This window comes from Brevundimonas sp. (assembly GCF_016742135.1).
Classification (GTDB): domain Bacteria; phylum Pseudomonadota; class Alphaproteobacteria; order Caulobacterales; family Caulobacteraceae; genus Brevundimonas.
In genome coordinates this window covers 44,346-62,236 of sequence record NZ_JACVCG010000004.1, presented here as the reverse complement: position 1 = coordinate 62,236, position 17,891 = coordinate 44,346, and the positions used below count along the sequence as shown (strand labels likewise).

Genomic DNA, 17,891 nt, shown 5'->3' with positions numbered 1-17,891 from the left:
CGGTCTGTTCGGGGGAGCATCAGGTCATGAGCATCATCACACGTCTGGGCCTGGCCCTGTCCGCCGCGCTTCTGCTGGCCGTCGCCACCGGCGCGTCACCGGCGCGCGCCGACTGGCTGAAGGCCGAGACGCCCAATTTCATCATCTATTCCGAGGGTGGCGAACGCCCCTTGCGCGAATACGCCATGAAGCTTGAGGTGTTCGACCGCTTCCTGCGTATGCGCTTCGGCGTACCGATTGATCGCCCCGTGGCCCGCAAGCTGCCCATCTATCTGGTGCGACGCAGCGCCGACCTTCGCAAGGTTGCCCCCGGCATCTCCGGCTCGGTCGCAGGCTTCTACTACCCGGGGGAAGAGGACATCTTTGCCGTTGCCGTGACCGGCGACGGGGACTTCACCCTGCTGCACGAATATGCGCACCACTTCTTTTTCCAGCATTTCTCGACCTACTATCCCGGCTGGCTGGTCGAGGGCCTGGCCGAATACGTCATGACGGCCCGGGTCTGGCCCAACCGTATCCAGGTCGGTGCCCACAGCGAGGCGCGCGCCTCATGGCTGACGAATGTGCAATGGCTGCCGCTGGGCGTGCTGCTCAGCAAACGCTTCGGAGAGGTCGAACGCGACATCCACCGGGCCACCTATTACCCGGTCGCCTGGCTGCTGACCCACTGGTTCATGAGCGCCCCGGATCGCGTCGTGAAGCTGGAGGCCTATCTGGGCCTGATCCGGCAGGGGGTTGATCCGACAACCGCCATGCAGCAGGCGACCGGCCTGACGCTGGACCAGCTTCGCAATGTGCTTCGCGACCATCTGTACGGCCGGATCGAGCTGAACACATACAACATCGACCTGGACATCCAGATCGAAGTCAGCCGCCTGCCGCCCTCGGCCAATGATCTGCTGCTGCTGGGGCAGCGTCTCAAGATGCCGATGTCCGAGGAACACCGTGCCGCCGCGCTGGCAGAGTCCCGACGGATGGCCGCGCGCCATCCGGACGACCCGCTGGCGCTGCTGGTGCTGGGTCACGCCGAGCTGCACATGGGCGACCGGGCAGCCGGTGAGGCGGCCTTCACCCGGCTTCTGGAGCAGCAGCCCGACAACGTCGAAGCCCTGCAGTTCATGGCCATGGCCCGTATCGAGGATGCCGCCGAGCAGTCGGAAGACCCGACCGACCTCATGAACCTCGCGCGCGGCTATCTGGCCACCGCCTATCGTGCGGATCCAGACAACTATCTGACCCTGCTGCTTATCGCCCGCTCTCGCCAGGGCGCACCCGGCTATCCCAACGACAATGACCTGGCGACGTGGGAGATGGCCTTCATCGCCGCCCCGCAACTGTCGGGCATCCGTCTGGGGGCGGGGCACGCCTTCCTCGCGGCCGGGGACAAGGCCACTGCCATCGCCCTGCTGGAACCACTGGCCAACGCCCCCCATGGCGGCGAAGGGGCCGAGCAGGCGCAAAAGCTGATCGATCAGGCCAACGGGGTCGTCCGTGAGGACAACGCCCAGGCCGGGGCGGAGATCGAGGCCGCAGCGGAATGATCTCCCGCCTGTTCCCGGCGTGACTTCGCGCACGGGACAGGCTAACCCCCCGCGCCATGTCGCAAGCCTCCCTCGCCCAGGAAGCGTCCCGCCGCCGGACCTTCGCCATCATCGCCCACCCGGACGCGGGCAAGACCACCCTGACCGAGCACATCCTGCTGGCCGGTGGTGCCATCCGCGCGGCCGGGGCCGTGCGGGCGCGCGGCGAGAACCGCCGCACCCGGTCGGACTGGATGAAGATCGAAAAGGAGCGCGGCATCTCCGTCAGCGCGTCGGTCATGACGTTCGAGCATGACGGCAAGCGCTTCAACCTGCTGGACACCCCGGGCCACGAGGACTTTTCGGAAGACACCTATCGCACCCTGACCGCCGCCGACTGCGCCATCATGGTGCTGGACGCCGCCAAGGGCATCGAGCCGCAGACGCTCAAGCTGTTCGAGGTCTGCCGCCTGCGTGACATCCCGATCATCACCTTCATCAACAAGCTGGACCGCGAGGCCCAGGATCCCATGGCCCTGCTGGACGAGATCGCCAGCCGCCTGCAGCTGGATCCCGCCCCCATCTGGTGGCCGGCCGAAAGCGGCAATCGCCTGCGCGGCATGGTCGAGGTCGCGACCGGCACCTTCCAGCCCTATGCCCGCAAGGCCCCCGGCGCCGCCGAGGAGCCGGACCACCCCGAGGCCCTGCCGCTGGATCAGGCCGACCGCTATTTCGAGGGCGGCGAGCACGCGGATCTGAACGAGGCGCTGGAGCTGGTCCGCGAGGGCTATCCGACCTTTGACGTCAATGCCTTCCTCGAAGGCCATATGACGCCCGTGCTGTGGGGCTCGGCCCTGCGCCACTTCGGTATCGAGGCCTTGCTCAAGGCTATCGGCGACTGGGCCCCGTCGCCCAAGCCGTTGAAGGCCCAGAAGGCCGCGCCGCCCGACACCCGCAACGCCCCCCCGCCCGAGGACATCATCGTTCAGCCGGGAGAGGATCAGGTCACGGGCTTCGTCTTCAAGGTCCAGGCCAATATGGACCCCAATCACCGCGACCGGATCGCCATGTTCCGCATGGCCTCGGGCAGCTTCAAACGGGGCATGAAGCTGAAGGTGCAGAACACCGGCAAGTCGCTGTCCGTCAACGCGCCGATCATGTTCTTCGCCTCGGACCGCGAACTGGCCGAGGAAGCCCACGCCGGCGACGTCATGGGCATTCCCAACCACGGCGTCCTGCGCGTCGGCGACAGTCTTTCAGAGAGCGGCCTGGTCCGCTTTCAGGGCCTGCCGAACTTCGCGCCTGAAATCCTGCAGCGCGTACGGGTCAGGGATCCGCTCAAGGCCAAGCACCTCAAGAAGGCGCTGGAGGGTCTGGCCGAGGAAGGCGTCACCCAGCTGTTCCGGCCCGAGCTGGGTGCGGACTTCATCGTCGGTGCCGTCGGCCAGCTGCAGTTCGAGGTGATGGCCGACCGCCTGGGCGAGGAATACGGCCTCGACGTCATCTTCGAGCCCAGCCCTTACGCCGAGGCCCGCTGGATCGCCCCCGCCGAAGGCGCGACCAGGGCCGACCTAGAGGACTTCATGGGCAAATACCGCCCGCAGATGGCCGGTGACATCGACGCCGACCCCGTCTTCCTGGCCAAGAGCAGCTGGGAAACCGGCTATGTCAGCGAACGCTTCCCCAAGGTGCGGTTCCTGAAGACCAAGGAGCGGGGCTGAGCCCGTCAGCCTTCGTCATCTGGTCAGGCAGAGCCTGTTCTGTTTAAGCTGCTGACAGATCAAGGGAGAGGGATCATCATGCGTTACGTCATCGCGGCCATGCTGGCTGTCTTCAGCCTGGGGATGGCCGTGCCGGCCGAGGCCCAGAGCCGCCGGGGCACGGAAGAGGTCTACTTCGCCCTCACCCATGCCGATCTTCAGACCGTTCTGTCGCGTCAGGGCTATGACGAGCTGAAGCAGGTCGAGCCCGGCATCTTCAACATCACCGTCGAAGGCGGATTCAAGATGACGGTCGAGCAGCGGGTCTGCGACGAGGAGGGTCAGCCCGAAGGCTGCCTCGGCCTGTCGATCATGGCCAGCTGGGGCTATTCGCCCGAACAACGCCCGACCCTCGAGGAACTGGCCAACACCTTCAACGGCCAGTACAGCATCGCCAAGGTCATCGTCTTTGACGAAGCCATCGCCATTGAGCGCTACGTCATCACCGACGGAGGGGTGACCCTGGAGCATGTCTCGCGCGAACTGAATGAATTTCTGAACATATCCGACGTTCTGGTCGAGCGGATGATCGAGGCGCTCGGTCTGTGATGCCGGCGTCGTCCGGCCGGGGCGAACCGGACGGGCGGCACCGCGTTTGCTTCGTCAGGGTCTGTGGCGGGCGATACGTCCCGCGTCGGGACGATCGGAGCGTGGCCCATGTTCGAGTTCGGGCGAGATCTCAGGCGGCTTTTTGACGGCCCCCAGGCCGATCAGGATCTCGGCTGGCTTGAGGTCGTCGACGTCGATGTGCTGCGCGGCGAGGCCCGGCGTCAGACCATCGATGCGGGTCGGGCCACCTGTCCGCGCCCCGTTCAGGCCTGGCTGCTGGCCTCGGCGCTGTGGCGCGAGCACACCCGCCGGTCCGGTGCCGCCGACAGCCTGCAACACGCGCGGCTGACGGCTCTCGACGCCCGCAAGGCGGCGCGTACCAATGATGAACGGGCCGAGGCCGTCATGGCCCTGGCCGAAACCATGGTGCTAAGTTTCGACCTGTATGGCGGGCCCGAATCCCTCGGTCGCGCGTTGAGCCTGACCGACGGCCTGAAGGATCACGCCACACGGCCCGCGCTCAAGGCCCGGCTGACCGCCCTTCACGCCCGCATCAAGGCCCGACAGGCTCGCCTGTCGGAGGGCGACAGTCTGGAAGCCATGGCCTTTCTGGATCAGGCCGTCCACGAGCTGTCGCGTCGTCCCGGTCCGCTGCTGGACGCGCTAAAGCTGGACCGGGCGGCCCTGACCCTGATGTTCGGGATTCAGCAGCGCGACGCGCGTCTCCTCGACCAGGCCGGCCGGGAACTGCGCGATCTGGTCGAGACCTGTCCGTCGGATCGCAGGCCCCTGACCCGGGCCCGCGCCCTGGCCCTGTGCGGGGCGGGATTGTCGGCGCTGGCCACCCTCGCGGACAATGATGAGGCGGTGGAGCAGGGCCGCGCCCTGTTCGATGCCGCCTGCGACCAGTTCACGGCCGACCACAGCCCGATGGACTGGGCCGCCGTGACCCTCGCGCGGTCCGCCGCCCTGCCCGGGGCGGCCTGTCTGACCGGGGACGGCGGGCCATCGGCGATTCCGGCTGCGCTGATCAAGTCCCGCACGGTCCTGGGGTTGGCCCTCGCCGATACGGTGGTCGAGGCTGGCGTGATGCAGGCCGAAACTCAGGGCGACCTTCTGGCGCTCGACCGGCTGGCTGCCCGCTTGCGGTCCCGGCTGGCCATGGACGCCCCTCGTCCCCTTGCCTGGTCGGTCGATCAGATCGGGCTGGCCCGGATTGCACTGGCCAGGGCGCGCCTGCTGGACAAGCCCGCCGGCCCGGTCCGCCTGGTGCTGATCGAGGCCGCGAGCGCGGCGCGCGAGGAAGGCGCCGACCTGATCGCGGACCGGGCCGATCATCTGCTGCGTCAGGTTCGGGACTAACCTTAGCCGCCCATGGCCACGAACGGACCGTTCATGAACCCGGGTTTGCCATAGGCCAGCGGGCCGCCGTTCATGTCCATGACGCGACCGCCGGCGGCCTCCAGCACGGCCTGGCCGGCCGCCGTATCCCATTCCGAGGTCGGGCCGGTGCGGGGATAGACGTCGAACCGCCCTTCGGCGATCAGACAGAATTTCAGCGAGGAATCCATGCCGGTCCAACTGCCGCAGCCATAGCGGGCCGCCAGCTTGTCGGCTTCGTCGTCCTTCAGACTGTGGCTCAGCAGGGCGAGGGCCTGATCCGGGCGGTCCCGCACCCGGATCGGCTGCCAGGCCTCGCCGAAGCGGCGGCGGCGTGCACCGGAGGCATCGCCCGCCCAGGTCAGACCCGTCGCCGGAGCGGATACGACACCCGCCACCACTCTCTGCTGATCGACCAGGGCGATGTTGACGCTGAAGCTCTCGCCGCCCCGGACAAACCCCTTGGTGCCGTCCAGCGGATCGATCAGCCAGAAGCAGTCCGCAGCCTCGCCCGGCCGGCCGTCTGCCTCACACGCTTCTTCAGCCACTGCGGCCACGCCGGGATAGAGGGCCGTCAGCCGCTGCAGGATCAGGGCCTCGGCCTCACGGTCGGCCAGGGTGACGGGGCTGTCGTCGGCCTTGGTGATGACTTCGGTACCGGCCCGCCAGTAGGGCAGGATGATCGCGGAGGCTGCCTCGGCAAGGTCGGCCAGGATTTCGACCAGCGCGCCGCTTTCGAAATCGGACATCAGGGAATCGTGCATCCCGGCCTGATAGACGATCCCGGCGGTTTCCCGAACCGGCAAATCAGGTCAGCCTTGCGCCACGCTGTTGCCGGAGCCCTGCCCCCATGATGTCCCAAGCCTTTGCCCCTCAACCCGACGACGCGACGGGGGCGACCGCCGACCACGACGAGACGGAGCTGGCCACCCAGATCGTCGCCAAACTGTGCCACGACTTCATCAGCCCGGCCGGGGCCATGACCTCGGCACTGGACCTGATGACCGACCCGAACTCGGCCGACATGCACGCCGACGCGCTGGACCTGATGCAGCAAAGCGCCGCCAGGATGGTCGCCTTGGTCCGCTTTGCCCGGGTGGCCTATGGGGCCGCGACCTCCAACCAGAATTTCTCGAGCGACGAGCTGAGGACCACGGTCACCGACCTGCTGGGCGGGGGGCGTGCCTCCATCGACTGGCGGATTCCCGACGGCGACTATGCCAAGCCGCATGCCCGCATCCTGGTCAATCTGGCCTATGTCGCGCTGGGTGCCCTGCCGACCGGGGGGACCGCCACGCTCGACGCCCGACGCATGGACGGGGATCTGATCCTGACGACCGTATCGGAAGGCCCCCGCGCCCGCCTCAAGCCCGAGGCCGTTCAGGGACTGTCGGGGGCCCAGCTGACCGACGGCCTGCCCGGTCAGTGGATCCAGCCTCACTGGCTGTGGCGCTCGGTGCGCGGCCAGGGCGGCACGCTGCAGGTCTCGACGGACGAAAGTCGGGTCGAATTGATCGTCCGCCTGCCCCTGTCTTCCCACGGTTAAGATGTCTTAACAGCCCTTCCCAACGCCTCGTTAACCGGCAGTTTGCGATCATGGAGACCGCGAGGCCCCCTCTATCCGACCTGCACCCGAACGGAATTCGACCTTGAGCTCCAGACTTTGCCTGATCGTCGATGACAGTCGCATCATCCGCAAGGTCTCGCGTCGCATCGTCGAGGCCCTGGGATTTGACGTCGATGAAGCCGCGGACGGAGCCGAAGCCCTGACCTTCTGCACCGGGGCCATGCCGGATGTGATCCTGCTGGACTGGAACATGCCGGTCATGGACGGGCTGACCTTTCTGCGGCGGCTGCGGGCCCTTGCGGACGGCGACCGGCCCAAGGTGCTGTTCTGCACCATCGAAACGGCCGTCGACCGGATTACCGAGGCCCTGGCCGCCGGGGCCGACGACTATGTGATGAAGCCCTTCGACGGAGAAATCCTTCACGCCAAATTCGCCGAGGTCGGTGCCGTCTGACGGTGCCGATCCCAGACCTCCACCAGGCCACGCCATGAGCCCCGAAGACTTTGACAGACTGCAGGCCCTGGTCGCGACGCGCACGGGAAACCGGCTTCGGCGGGACCGGCTGAATCTGGCCGAACACCGGCTGGGCCCGGTCGCGCGGCGCGCCGGCTTCGACAGCGTCGAGGCCATGCTGGCGGCCCTGTGGAGCAAGCCGGTCGCCAGTCTGGCGTGGGAGATCATCGAGTGCCTGTTGAACGGCGAGACCTGGTTCCGCCGCGACCGCGCGGCCTTTCGCGTCATGACCGAGGAGCTGCTGCCCGCCCTGGCCCAGGCCCGCCGGGGACGCACCCTGCGCATCTGGTCGGCGGGATGTTCGACCGGCCAGGAAGCCTGGTCGCTGGCCATGGCCGCGCTCGATCTCAAGCTCGAGGTCGAAGTGCTGGGCAGCGACCTGAACCGCATGGCGCTCGAGCGGGCCCACCAGGCGGCCTATACCGGCTTTGAAATCCAGCGGGGCCTGTCGGCGGCCGCCATGGTGCGCTGGTTCCATCCGCAGGGCGATCTGTGGACGGCGGCCGACTCCCTGAAGCGGGTCGTGCGGTTCGAGCGTACCAATCTGGTCGACCCGACCGAGGCCGATCCTGACGATCGCTTCGACGTCATCTTCTGCCGCCATGTGCTGACCGACATGGAGCCCGCCGCCCGGGCCCTGGTGCTGGAAGGCCTGGAACGGCGACTGGTCGATGACGGCTGCCTGTTCCTCGGGCCGGACGAAAGCCTGAACGGCGACAGCCTGGCGTTCCGTCCCGTCAGCGGGCGGCGAGGCCTGCACGTCAAATCCCCCGGCTTCCTGCAGCGCGCCGCCTGAACCGCCTTACGCACCGCGACCGGCTGGGTTAGGGTCGGGCCATGGTCGATAAGGGGGTGACGATGTCGACAACCCGTCCGAAGCCGCGAGCGCGGAGCCCGAGGGGTCGCCCCGCGCTGGGCATTCTGCTGCTGGTGTCGCTTCTGATGGGGTTGGGGCTGGCCGCCCTGCTGACCCGCTCGCCCGCCCCGCGCCCCGCGGACGCCGAAGCCGCGCGCTTCTCGGCCGGGCGCGCCATGGTCGACGTCGAGCGGCTGGCGCGCGCGCCGCGTCCGCTGGGCACCCCCGAGCATGCCGAGGCCCGGGCGTATCTGCTGGACCGGATGCAGGCGCTGGGGCTCGACCCGGTCGTCATGGAGGGCCCCCTGTCGCCCGGCTCCATCCGGCGGATGGAGCGCTGGGACCTGTCGCCCGAGGCCGCCGGCTATCGGGTGCGCAATCTGGTCGGTCACCTGCCGGGGCGCGACCCGACCGCCGCCCCCGTGGTGCTGATGGCCCATTACGACAGCGTGCCCGGGTCGCCCGGCGCGGCCGACGATGCGACCGGCGTCGCCGCCATCCTCGAGAGCGTGCGTGCCATCCAGGCGCGGGGGCCGACCCAGCGCACCCTGATCGTCCTGATCACCGATGCCGAGGAACTGGGGCTGGACGGTGCCCGGGTCTTCTTCGGAGACTATCCCGACCGGGCGCGGATCGGGTTCGTCATCAACCTTGAGGCGCGGGGAGGCGGGGGCCGCGCCATGATGTTTGAGACCGGACCCGGCAACGCCGGCGCGGTCGGCCTGCTGGCGGAGGTCGCGCCCCATGTCGACGGCGGGGTGACCAGCAACTCCCTGGCCGTGGCCATCTATCGGATGATGCAGAACGACACGGACTTTTCCGTGCCGCGCGACCGGGGACTGGCCGGTCTGAACTTCGCCTTCATCGGCCGGGCGGAGCAATACCATCGGCCGTCCTCGACGCCGGAGGCGCTGGACAGGGGCAGCCTGCAGCACATCGGGTCGCAGGCGCTGGAGGTCACCGACCGGCTGCTGCGGGCCGAAAGCCTGCCCGAGGCCGGCCCTGACCGCGTCTATGCCGATGCGTTCGGCAGGGCGATGATCGTCATGGCGGCGCCCTGGGGCTGGGGACTGGTGGTCGTGTCGCTGGGCCTGCTGGCCTTTGCCGCCTTTCGCAGCCGCACCGCGCTGGCCAGCCTGCTGCGCGGGGCCGTCGACGGCGTCGCCTTTCTGGCCGGGGCCTTTGTACTGGCGCAGGCGGTGCGGCTGGCGGCGGGGCCGATGCTGCGGCGCGTCGAGTCGGCCGAGGTCTATTACCAGCTGCTGGAACGGCTGCCGCTGATGGAGGTGGCCACGGGGCTGGCCCTGTTCGGGGCGGCACTGGTGTTTCTGGCGGGCCTGGGCGGCCGGTTGCGTCTGGGGTGGATGGGGGTCGTCGCGGTCCTCGGGCTCATGGTCCAGCTGATCGGCGGCTGGGATCCGGTCAGCGCGGGCATGACGGGGCTGGCCCTCGTCGCCGCCATCGCGGTACCGCCCCCCGCCGCCAGTCCCTGGCCGCGCTGGCTGGGGCTGATCGCCCTGGTGCTGGCGATGGGCACCCTTACCCAGGCCCTGCTGCCGGAGGCCGCCTTCCTGTTCCTGTGGCCCGGATTGGTCGCGGCGGGCGCGGCCGCCCTGGTCGCCGGCATCGATCCGGAGTTGATGCGGGCGCGGATCGCTCTGGTGCCCCTGGTCGCGGCCGTTCTGGTCGGCGCCTGGTTGCTGGCCATGGCCCATCCGGTCTTCCTCGGCATCGGCATGGACCTGCCGGGCATACTGGCCCTGATCGCCCTCCTCTGGCTCAGCCTCGCGGCACCCTTGGCCCTCATGACCCCCAACAGCCCGGGTGCCGGGCCGTGGCGGGGGCTTGCGGTCGCGGGACTGGTGCTGATCGTGGCGGCCACCTCCGTCTCGGCCTCGGCCCCGATGGTCCTGCCGGGCTAGGTCAGCCCCCGTCGGTCCAGACGGTCTTGTACAGGTCAAAGCGGCGGTCGCGCAGGTTGCGGACCGTGCCCTGCGCCTTGGCCCAGGCGAGATCGGACAGGTCGAGGTCGGCGACCGTGATCGTCTCGACGTTCTCCGACGCCTCGGCCGCGATGCCGTCGCGGGCAAAGGGGAAGTCGCACGGCGTCAGGATGCAGGACTGGGCGTACTGGACGTCCATGTTCTCGACATTGGGAAGATTGCCGACATTGCCCGACAGGGCGACGTAGCACTGGTTCTCGATGGCGCGGGCCGCCGAGCAATAGCGCACGCGCAAATAGCCTTGCCGGTTGTCGGTACAGAAGGGCACGAACAGCAGGCGCGCCCCCTCGTCGACCAGCCGCCGGGCCAGTTCCGGGAATTCGGAATCGTAGCAGATCAGCACGCCGATGGGGCCGCAGTCGGTGTCGATGGCGTGGACCATGTCGCCGCCCTTGATGTTCCACCAGTGGCGCTCGTTCGGGGTCGGGTGGATCTTCTCCTGGGCGTGGACCGAGCCGTCGCGCAGGAAGACATAGGCGACGTTCTGGATGTCGCCGTCGTCGGTCTGGGTCGGGTGGGAACCGCCGATGATGTTGATGTTGTACTCGACCGCCATCTTGCGAAGCGCCTCGACGAAACGCGGCGTGTAGCGGGTCAGGGCCTCGATCGACTCCGCCGGCGTCAGCTTCTTCTTCTCCAGCGACAGTAGCTGCAGGGTGAACAGTTCGGGGAAGACGACAAAGTCGGTGCGGTAGTCGGCGGTCACATCGACGAAATATTCGATGTTGGCGATGAACTCCTCAAAGCTCGCCACCTTGCGGGCCTGCAGCTGGACGGTGGCGATGCGGACGTTCTCCTTGACCGCAAAGGCCGACCCCTTGCCCCGCTCTTCGACGTAATAGGGGTTGCGCCAGACCATGTGGGCGGCGTGACCCATCGAGGCGGTGTCCGACGCCAGATAGCCCTTGAGCACGCCGATCGGCTCAAAGCCGGTGCGCAGGTGAAAGCCGATCACCGGGTCATTGGCCTTGCGCGCCGAGACCGCATCCAGATAGGCCTCGGGCTCGGCATAGGTGGCCTTCTTGCGTGCCAGACCCGGCATGCGTCCGCCAAAGACGATGCCCTTCAGGTTCTTCGCCTCGCAGAAGTCGCGCCGGGCGTCATACAGGCGCTGGCCGATGCGCAGGCGCCGCCGGTCGGGGTCAACGCAGACCTCCATGCCATAGAACCATTCGCCGGTCGGATCGTGACGCGAGGCATAGCCGCCGCCGGTGATCTGCGACCAGGTGTGCTGGCTCATGGCGGTCTTCTCGTCGATGCGGAAGCCGGCGGCATAGCCGACGATGTCGCCTTCGTACTCGACCACGAACTGGCCGTCGGGGAAGGCCGAGATCTGGCCGCGCAGCATGCCGGTCGTATAGGGCGGCATGGATTTGTAGACCTTGGCCACCAAGGCCGAGATCGCCTCGACGTCGGAGGCACGGGCATTGCGGATGTTGAGGACGGCGGGCTTGTTGGTCTTTGTCATGCCGCTTCCAACGCAAAGCTTGGCCATTGGATCACCGGCCGGACAGATATTTCCGAAACCGGGGCTGTTGCAGGCTTGGGAAGCCCCGCCGGGGCGACCGCGCGGCGGAACGCGGCCTGCCGCGCGGCGTTGCGAGGTCATACCCGTCATCCGGAGGAGTTCCCCCCATGCTGAAATGGGCCGTCATATTCGCCATCATCGCCCTGGTTCTCGCCGTGCTCGGCTTCGGAGGCCTGGCCGGGGTGTTCGTCGACATCGCCGTCATCCTGTTCTGGCTGGCCGTCATCATCGCGGTCGCCGTCTTCGTGCTGGGGCTGACGGTCTACAAAAAGGTCAGATAGGCACGCGAAAGCCCCTCTCGCCCGGGGGGCAGAGGTGAGGGAGAGGCGGGCGGCGCGCGGGCCGGGGGCCCGGAACCGTATGCGCCCTGCTTTCGCGTTACGGGCGCTGTGTGAATTTTCGGCACCTGACCTATGCGCCGCCCCGGTCGGTTCACGCGAGCGGTCTGAAGCTCCGGTCTCTTCCGCCGGGACCGGGGGCGCCGACGAACTTGCGCACCCCGGCTCGTTTGACCCGGTTCGACCTCTTTCAGACGTCTCGGCCCGCGACGGGCGGGGTGTCCAGAAACACCCCGGGCCCCGGCGTTTACACCGGGCAATCCCGCTCGACCGGCCCCCGCCGCCGCTTCAGTGCCTGGGTCCCGAGGCGCCTCTCCTGCGACGGAGACAGGCAGAGGGTTGCACACCCCGCGACCCGGTCGGGAAGAACGGTGCGAGAAACGGTGGGGGCGTTGAAGGGGCTGGGGAATTGGGGGGCGGCTATCCTATCATCTGTCTCCTCCCTGTCGCAGATGGGGAGGTGGCGCGGCGCGTCAGCGCCGTGACGGAGGGGTTCTGGAGGCCGGAGCGCGCGGTCAAAAACCCCTCCACCACTTCGTGGTCCCCCTCCCCATCAAAGAGATGGGGAGGAGACGATGTATCGCGCTCGACACCGCTGTGGTCGCTGTGAATGCGCCGTGATCGCTGTGATGAACCCGATTGGCTACTACGCGCCGTCCTCCTGACGTTTGACGGCGGCGCTGTACCCATGGCCGAAGGGCCGGAAATCTGGTTTCCTTGAGGGATGAACCGCCTCTTCTTCCTCATGCTCCGGCTGAACGAGATCATAGGCGCCGTTGTGGGCGTCGGGGCGCTGATCGTTGCCGTTCTGGCCGCTCTGCGCGGCGACAGGGGGGACGCGCTGCTGGCCGGGGCCGGTGCCTTGGGTGCCGTGGGATTTCTGATCTGCCTCCGCTACATGCAGAAGCGCTTCAGGGAGCGCGCTGACTTCTTTCCGCCCGGCGCGCTCTAGGCACGCCAAGGGAGCGGCCGCCGCGCCTCGTAGGGGGCGCGCCATTTGCCCCCTACGTCAATCCCGGTCGCACCCCGGAAAAGAACATATTGGCAACCAGAACAAAACATGCACATATGCCGGTCACCGGGACGGGGCCGGGGGTGGATGTCCATCCCCGTGGCGGGTCTCTCCCGAAGTCGGATGGGAATCATGGCAAGGGAGACAAAGGCAATGGCACAGGCGGCTTTGAAACTGGTGGGCAAGGAAGACGGCGACAAGGCGCGGGCTCTGGAAGCGGCGCTGGCCCAGATTGACCGGGCGTTCGGCAAGGGCTCGGTGATGAAGCTGGGCAAGGGCGGGGTTGTGGCCGAGATAGCGAGCATCTCCACCGGCTCGCTGGGCCTGGACATGGCGCTGGGGATCGGCGGTCTGCCGTATGGCCGGGTGATCGAGATTTTTGGCCCGGAAAGCTCGGGCAAGACCACGCTGGCGCTGCACACGGTGGCGGAAATCCAGAAGGTCGGCGGTGTGGCCGCCTTCGTTGACGCCGAACATGCGCTGGACCCGGTCTATGCCCAGAAGCTGGGCGTGAACCTGGATGATCTGCTGGTCAGCCAGCCGGACAATGGCGAACAGGCGCTGGAAATCACCGACACCCTGGTGCGTTCGGGCGCGGTGGACATTGTGGTGGTCGACTCGGTCGCCGCCCTGACCCCCCGGGCCGAGATCGAGGGCGAGATGGGCGACAGCCTGCCCGGCCTTCAGGCCCGCTTGATGAGCCAGGCGCTGCGCAAGCTGACTGCCTCGATCTCGCGGACCAACTGCATCGTCATCTTCATCAACCAGATCCGGCACAAGATCGGTGTCATGTACGGCTCGCCCGAGACGACCACGGGCGGCAATGCGCTGAAGTTCTACGCCTCGGTGCGCCTCGATATCCGTCGCACCGGCGCCATCAAGAACCGCGACGAGGTGGTCGGCAACACCACCCGGGTCAAGGTGGTCAAGAACAAGGTGGCCCCGCCGTTCCGCGAGGTGATCTTCGACATCATGTATGGCGAGGGCATCTCCAAGCTGGGCGAGATCATTGACCTGGGCGTCAAGGCCGGGGTGATCGAAAAGGCCGGCAGCTGGTTCTCCTACGACAGCCAGCGCATCGGTCAGGGCCGCGAGAATGTGCGCGAATTCCTCAAGGCCAATCCGGATGTGGCCGACGCCATCGAAAAGGCGGTGCGTCAGTCGACCAGCAAGATCGACGACGAACTGCTGGGCTCGCCCGAGCCCGACGAGGGGCAGGACCTGGAGGGCTGATCGCCCTCCCCTTTCCCAGGCCTCGCTAAAGACTTCCCCGGTCGGGTTCCTCGCGACCCGCCACCGACCCCGCGACCCCGTCCGGGGAAAGAGGCCGCTCGACCCCCCGGTCGGGCGGCTTCGTCCGTTGTGGACGGGCCTGAAAGGGGTTCATCACAGAGGTCACAGAGGAGTCACAGAGACCACGGCAGGGGCGAGACTGACGAGAGGCTGAGCCAGGACCAGAGCCCCCCTGTGCCCTCCGTGTCGCCTCCGTGCTCTCTGTGATGAACCTGATCAGCCGCAGACGACAGGCAGGCGCCTTTGCAAGAGGGCCCCGCGCCGGTCCAGCCGCCGCATCACGCCGATCTCGCGGCGACACAGGGGACAGGCCCCGTCATACCAGACGACCACTTCGCGCATGGATGGACCCTATCCCGCCGGCGTCGCACCGTCGCCCGCCGCAGTGTCGCGCCTCCGATCCCTCCTCATCGATCACGGGCAGGTGATGCAATCGGACGCGATCCCCTATATGACGGCTGCCTCCCCTCTCCTCCCGCCTGACCGAGCCCGCGCCGTCCATGTCCAGCCTGAAGCAGATCCGTTCGACCTTCCTCGATTATTTCAAGGCGGACGGCCACATGCCGATCCATTCGGCGCCGCTGGTGCCGCAGAATGATCCGACGCTGTTGTTCGTCAACGCGGGCATGGTGCCGTTCAAGGACTATTTCACCGGCGCGGCCCGGCCGCCGGCGCCGCGGGCGACCTCGAGCCAGAAATGCGTGCGCGCGGGCGGCAAGCACAATGATCTGGACAATGTCGGCTATACGGCGCGGCACCTGACCTTCTTTGAAATGCTGGGGAATTTCTCGTTCGGCGACTATTTCAAGGACCACGCCATCGAGAAGGCCTGGCAGCTGGTGACCGGCGATTTCGGCCTGTCGCCTGACCGGCTGATGGTCACCGTCTATATCGATGACGACGAGGCCTGGAACATCTGGAAGAAGGTGACGGGCTTTCCGGACCACAAGATCGTGCGGATCGCGGGTTCGGACAATTTCTGGGCCATGGGCGACAACGGCCCCTGCGGCCCGTGCACCGAGATCTTCTACGACTATGGCGACCATGTTCCCGGCGGGCCTCCGGGCAGCCCCGACGAGGACGGCGACCGCTTCGTCGAGATCTGGAACAACGTCTTCATGCAGTTCGAGAAGGAGAACGACGCGATCGTTCGCGACCTGCCCAGGCCCTCGGTCGATACGGGCATGGGGCTGGAGCGGATCGCCTCGGTGCTGCAGGGCAAGAATTCGGTGTTCGACACCGACCTGTTCCAGACCCTGATCCGGGCCTCGGAAGAGCTGACCTCGACGCCGTCGGACGAGACGCGCGCCCCCTCGCACCGGGTGATCGCCGACCATCTGCGGTCGGCCTCCTTCCTGATCGCCGACGGGGTGACGCCGTCGAACGAGGGCCGGGGCTATGTGCTGCGCCGGATCATGCGCCGGGCCATGCGCCATGCCCACCTGCTGGGCGCGTCGGATCCGCTGATGCACCGGCTGGTGCCGACCCTGGTCGATGAGATGGGCGAGGCCTTCCCCGAACTGAAGCGGGCCCAGGCCTTTGTAGAGGATACGCTGAAGCAGGAAGAGATCCGCTTCCGCACCACCCTGTCGAAGGGGATGAGCCTGTTCGAGACGGCCACCGAAGGGTTCCGGGCCGGCGACATGCTGGACGGCCAGACGGCCTTTACCCTTTATGACACCTATGGATTCCCGCTGGACCTGACCCAGGACGAGGCCCGCCGGCGCGGGTTTTCGGTCAATGTCGACGGCTTCCAGCACGCCATGGCCGAGCAGCGCGCCCGCTCGCGCGAACACTGGAAGGGCTCGGGCCAGGTGGCCAATGCAGCCGAATGGATGTCGATCCGCGACCGGCTGGGGCCGACGGTCTTCACCGGCTATGAGGCCATCGACGGCTCGGGCGAGGTGCTGGTCATCATGAAGGAGGGCCAGTCGGCGGACAGCGCCACGGTCGGCGACATCGTCGAGGTCCTGTTCGACACCACCCCCTTCTATGGCGAGGGCGGCGGCCAGGCGGGCGACCACGGCGTGATCGAATGGCCCAATTCCGATGGATCACGCGGTTCGGCCGAGGTCATCGATGTGAAGAAGCAGGCCGGCGACCTGTATGTGCATGTCGCCGAGATCACTGCCGGCACGCTGGCGACCGGCACCCGCGCGGCCCTGTCGGTCGATGCGGACAAGCGCCGGACCACGCGCGCCAACCACTCGGCCGCCCACCTGCTGCACACGGCGCTGCGCAATGTGCTGGGCCCGCAGGTGGCGCAGAAGGGCCAGATGGTCGATGCCGAACGCGCGCGCTTTGACTTCAGCCACAATGCGCCCGTGACCGAGGCCGAGCTGGAAGCCATCGAGGCCGAGGTCAATGCCGTCATCCGCCAGAACATCCCGGCCGAGACGAAGCTGATGGCCCCCGAGGCGGCGATCGAGGCTGGCGCCATCGCCCTGTTCGGCGAGAAATACGGCGACGAAGTGCGGGTGCTGACGCTGGGCCACAGCCTGGTGGAGGACAAACCCTATTCGGTCGAGCTGTGTGGCGGCACCCATGTGGCGCGCACCGGCGACATCGCCCTGTTCAAGATCGTCTCCGAAAGCGGCATCGCCGCCGGCGTCCGCCGCATCGAGGCCCTGACCGGCGAGGCGGCCCGCCAGTATCTGGAAGGACAGGCCCGCGTGGCCCGGGGTCTGGCCCGCGACTTCAAGATCCAGCCGGCGGATGTGCCGGGGCGGGTCGAGGCCCTGCAGGGCTCGGTCAAGACGCTGGAGAAACAGGTCGCCGAGCTGAAGAAACAGGTCGCCCTGGGCGGCGGCGGGGGCAGCAATGCCGCCCCGGAAGAGGTCAACGGCATCAAGCTGATCGCGCGCGTGCTGGACGGCGTCGACGGCAAGGGCCTGCGCGGCGTGGCCGAGGATTTCCGGAAACAGGTCGGCTCGGGCGTCGTCGCCCTGATCGGCACGACCGACGGCAAGGCGGCTGTGACCGTGGCCGTGACCTCGGACGTCACCGACCGGATCAACGCCGCCGACCTGGCCCGCGCCGCGGTCCTGGCCATGGGCGGACAAGGCGCCGGCGGCAAGCCCGACTTCGCCCAGGGCGGCGCCCCGGACGGGGCAAAAGCCGAAGCCGGGCTTCAGGCCGTGCGGGATGCGCTGGGGGGCTGAGTCTGCCCAGACGTCCCTGATCGTGGTATTCGTGCTCCATGGGCAAGAACTCCTCCGTGACCCTCAGCGATCACTTTGGTGAGTTCGTCGACCGAGACGCACTCCGGGCCGCTCTCGCCGTTGGTGAGGCCAGCGGTCCGTCGACGGCTTTCGACTTTGAGGCCTTCATCGAAGGCAAGCGATGTTCCGTGAACCTGCCGCAAAGCGAGAGTTGTAGTTTGAACTCGAGCGCCTCGCCGAGGGCAAACTGAACTCACGTCAGGTGTTGGTGACGCTGATATCTGCCTTCCCGGCGAAGGCCGGGATCCAGATCACAGGGATGATGCCCATATCCTTGGGTGTAAGGATGAAACGCGGGCTCAAGGACGCAGTGTCGACCATCTGGACCCCGGCTTTCGCCGGGGAAACGG

16 protein-coding genes are annotated in these 17,891 nt (G+C 67.5%); 13 read left to right on the top strand and 3 right to left on the bottom strand.

The features are described from left to right. Positions 1 to 26: 26 nt before the first annotated feature. From IBJ06_RS09290 to IBJ06_RS09275, 4 genes are all read left to right on the top strand, one after another. Positions 27 to 1,541 (top strand): hypothetical protein, encoded by a 1,515-nt coding sequence (locus tag IBJ06_RS09290; RefSeq protein WP_292159551.1) that lies wholly within the window; start codon positions 27 to 29, stop codon positions 1,539 to 1,541. Between the two features lie 56 nt (positions 1,542 to 1,597). Continuing rightward, entirely contained in the window at positions 1,598 to 3,241 is a 1,644-nt protein-coding gene (locus tag IBJ06_RS09285; RefSeq protein ID WP_292159549.1) for a peptide chain release factor 3, read from the top strand. Between the two features lie 78 nt (positions 3,242 to 3,319). After that, the gene (locus IBJ06_RS09280) at positions 3,320 to 3,829 is read left to right on the top strand and encodes a YbjN domain-containing protein (protein WP_292159547.1); all 510 of its coding nucleotides are present in this window, start codon (positions 3,320 to 3,322) and stop codon (positions 3,827 to 3,829) included. A 108-nt stretch (positions 3,830 to 3,937) separates the two neighbouring features. Further along, positions 3,938 to 5,191 carry a hypothetical protein gene (locus IBJ06_RS09275; RefSeq protein ID WP_292159545.1) on the top strand — a complete coding sequence of 418 codons (1,254 nt, stop codon included), beginning with the start codon at positions 3,938 to 3,940 and terminating at the stop codon, positions 5,189 to 5,191. A 2-nt stretch (positions 5,192 to 5,193) separates the two neighbouring features. On the opposite strand, the gene cysQ is transcribed toward IBJ06_RS09275, so the two are convergent. Continuing rightward, positions 5,194 to 5,958, bottom strand: coding sequence for a 3'(2'),5'-bisphosphate nucleotidase CysQ (cysQ, locus tag IBJ06_RS09270; protein ID WP_292159542.1), 765 nt, complete (start codon positions 5,956 to 5,958; stop codon positions 5,194 to 5,196). 101 nt (positions 5,959 to 6,059) lie between these two features. Between cysQ and chpT the strand changes: the two genes are divergently transcribed. The 4 genes from chpT (at position 6,060) to IBJ06_RS09250 (ending at position 10,068) form a co-directional block, all read left to right on the top strand. Beyond that, positions 6,060 to 6,755 carry a histidine phosphotransferase ChpT gene (gene chpT, locus IBJ06_RS09265; protein WP_292159540.1) on the top strand — a complete coding sequence of 232 codons (696 nt, stop codon included), beginning with the start codon at positions 6,060 to 6,062 and terminating at the stop codon, positions 6,753 to 6,755. Between the two features lie 103 nt (positions 6,756 to 6,858). Further along, positions 6,859 to 7,230 (top strand): response regulator, encoded by a 372-nt coding sequence (locus tag IBJ06_RS09260; protein WP_292159539.1) that lies wholly within the window; start codon positions 6,859 to 6,861, stop codon positions 7,228 to 7,230. A 34-nt stretch (positions 7,231 to 7,264) separates the two neighbouring features. Continuing rightward, positions 7,265 to 8,086 carry a CheR family methyltransferase gene (locus tag IBJ06_RS09255; RefSeq protein ID WP_292159537.1) on the top strand — a complete coding sequence of 274 codons (822 nt, stop codon included), beginning with the start codon at positions 7,265 to 7,267 and terminating at the stop codon, positions 8,084 to 8,086. A gap of 62 nt (positions 8,087 to 8,148) precedes the next feature. Further along, positions 8,149 to 10,068 carry a M20/M25/M40 family metallo-hydrolase gene (locus tag IBJ06_RS09250; protein ID WP_292159535.1) on the top strand — a complete coding sequence of 640 codons (1,920 nt, stop codon included), beginning with the start codon at positions 8,149 to 8,151 and terminating at the stop codon, positions 10,066 to 10,068. A 1-nt stretch (position 10,069) separates the two neighbouring features. On the opposite strand, the gene IBJ06_RS09245 is transcribed toward IBJ06_RS09250, so the two are convergent. Further along, positions 10,070 to 11,617 carry a bifunctional GNAT family N-acetyltransferase/carbon-nitrogen hydrolase family protein gene (locus IBJ06_RS09245; RefSeq protein WP_292159534.1) on the bottom strand — a complete coding sequence of 516 codons (1,548 nt, stop codon included), beginning with the start codon at positions 11,615 to 11,617 and terminating at the stop codon, positions 10,070 to 10,072. Positions 11,618 to 11,784: 167 nt separating this feature from the next. Here IBJ06_RS09245 and IBJ06_RS09240 point away from each other — a divergent pair, with 167 nt between their 5' ends. The 3 genes from IBJ06_RS09240 (at position 11,785) to recA (ending at position 14,260) form a co-directional block, all read left to right on the top strand. Next, positions 11,785 to 11,958, top strand: a complete 174-nt coding sequence (locus IBJ06_RS09240) for a DUF1328 domain-containing protein (protein WP_292159532.1) — start codon at positions 11,785 to 11,787, stop codon at positions 11,956 to 11,958. Positions 11,959 to 12,739: 781 nt separating this feature from the next. Continuing rightward, positions 12,740 to 12,967, top strand: coding sequence for a hypothetical protein (locus IBJ06_RS09235; protein WP_292159530.1), 228 nt, complete (start codon positions 12,740 to 12,742; stop codon positions 12,965 to 12,967). 213 nt (positions 12,968 to 13,180) lie between these two features. Further along, complete coding sequence (gene recA, locus IBJ06_RS09230) at positions 13,181 to 14,260, top strand: recombinase RecA (protein WP_292159528.1); 1,080 nt, start codon at positions 13,181 to 13,183, stop codon at positions 14,258 to 14,260. Between the two features lie 276 nt (positions 14,261 to 14,536). Here the strand turns inward: recA and IBJ06_RS09225 are convergent, their stop codons facing one another. Then, the gene (locus tag IBJ06_RS09225; RefSeq protein WP_292159526.1) at positions 14,537 to 14,662 is read right to left on the bottom strand and encodes a DCC1-like thiol-disulfide oxidoreductase family protein; all 126 of its coding nucleotides are present in this window, start codon (positions 14,660 to 14,662) and stop codon (positions 14,537 to 14,539) included. Positions 14,663 to 14,820: 158 nt separating this feature from the next. Between IBJ06_RS09225 and alaS the strand changes: the two genes are divergently transcribed. Then, entirely contained in the window at positions 14,821 to 17,481 is a 2,661-nt protein-coding gene (alaS, locus tag IBJ06_RS09220) for an alanine--tRNA ligase (protein WP_292159524.1), read from the top strand. 38 nt (positions 17,482 to 17,519) lie between these two features. After that, entirely contained in the window at positions 17,520 to 17,732 is a 213-nt protein-coding gene (locus IBJ06_RS13310) for a type II toxin-antitoxin system ParD family antitoxin (protein WP_365812412.1), read from the top strand. The last annotated feature ends 159 nt before the right edge of the window (positions 17,733 to 17,891 follow it).

Excerpts from the sequence above, each read along its gene's own strand:
- IBJ06_RS09290 (WP_292159551.1), top strand. The coding sequence starts at position 27 with ATGAGCATCATCACACGTCTGGGCCTGGCCCTGTCCGCCGCGCTTCTG.
- IBJ06_RS09285 (WP_292159549.1), top strand. The coding sequence starts at position 1,598 with ATGTCGCAAGCCTCCCTCGCCCAGGAAGCGTCCCGCCGCCGGACCTTC.
- IBJ06_RS09280 (WP_292159547.1), top strand. The coding sequence starts at position 3,320 with ATGCGTTACGTCATCGCGGCCATGCTGGCTGTCTTCAGCCTGGGGATG.
- IBJ06_RS09275 (WP_292159545.1), top strand. The coding sequence starts at position 3,938 with ATGTTCGAGTTCGGGCGAGATCTCAGGCGGCTTTTTGACGGCCCCCAG.
- cysQ (WP_292159542.1), bottom strand. The coding sequence starts at position 5,958 with ATGTCCGATTTCGAAAGCGGCGCGCTGGTCGAAATCCTGGCCGACCTT.
- chpT (WP_292159540.1), top strand. The coding sequence starts at position 6,060 with ATGATGTCCCAAGCCTTTGCCCCTCAACCCGACGACGCGACGGGGGCG.
- IBJ06_RS09255 (WP_292159537.1), top strand. The coding sequence starts at position 7,265 with ATGAGCCCCGAAGACTTTGACAGACTGCAGGCCCTGGTCGCGACGCGC.
- IBJ06_RS09250 (WP_292159535.1), top strand. The coding sequence starts at position 8,149 with ATGTCGACAACCCGTCCGAAGCCGCGAGCGCGGAGCCCGAGGGGTCGC.
- IBJ06_RS09245 (WP_292159534.1), bottom strand. The coding sequence starts at position 11,617 with ATGACAAAGACCAACAAGCCCGCCGTCCTCAACATCCGCAATGCCCGT.
- IBJ06_RS09240 (WP_292159532.1), top strand. The coding sequence starts at position 11,785 with ATGCTGAAATGGGCCGTCATATTCGCCATCATCGCCCTGGTTCTCGCC.
- IBJ06_RS09235 (WP_292159530.1), top strand. The coding sequence starts at position 12,740 with ATGAACCGCCTCTTCTTCCTCATGCTCCGGCTGAACGAGATCATAGGC.
- recA (WP_292159528.1), top strand. The coding sequence starts at position 13,181 with ATGGCACAGGCGGCTTTGAAACTGGTGGGCAAGGAAGACGGCGACAAG.
- IBJ06_RS09225 (WP_292159526.1), bottom strand. The coding sequence starts at position 14,662 with ATGCGCGAAGTGGTCGTCTGGTATGACGGGGCCTGTCCCCTGTGTCGC.
- alaS (WP_292159524.1), top strand. The coding sequence starts at position 14,821 with ATGTCCAGCCTGAAGCAGATCCGTTCGACCTTCCTCGATTATTTCAAG.
- IBJ06_RS13310 (WP_365812412.1), top strand. The coding sequence starts at position 17,520 with ATGGGCAAGAACTCCTCCGTGACCCTCAGCGATCACTTTGGTGAGTTC.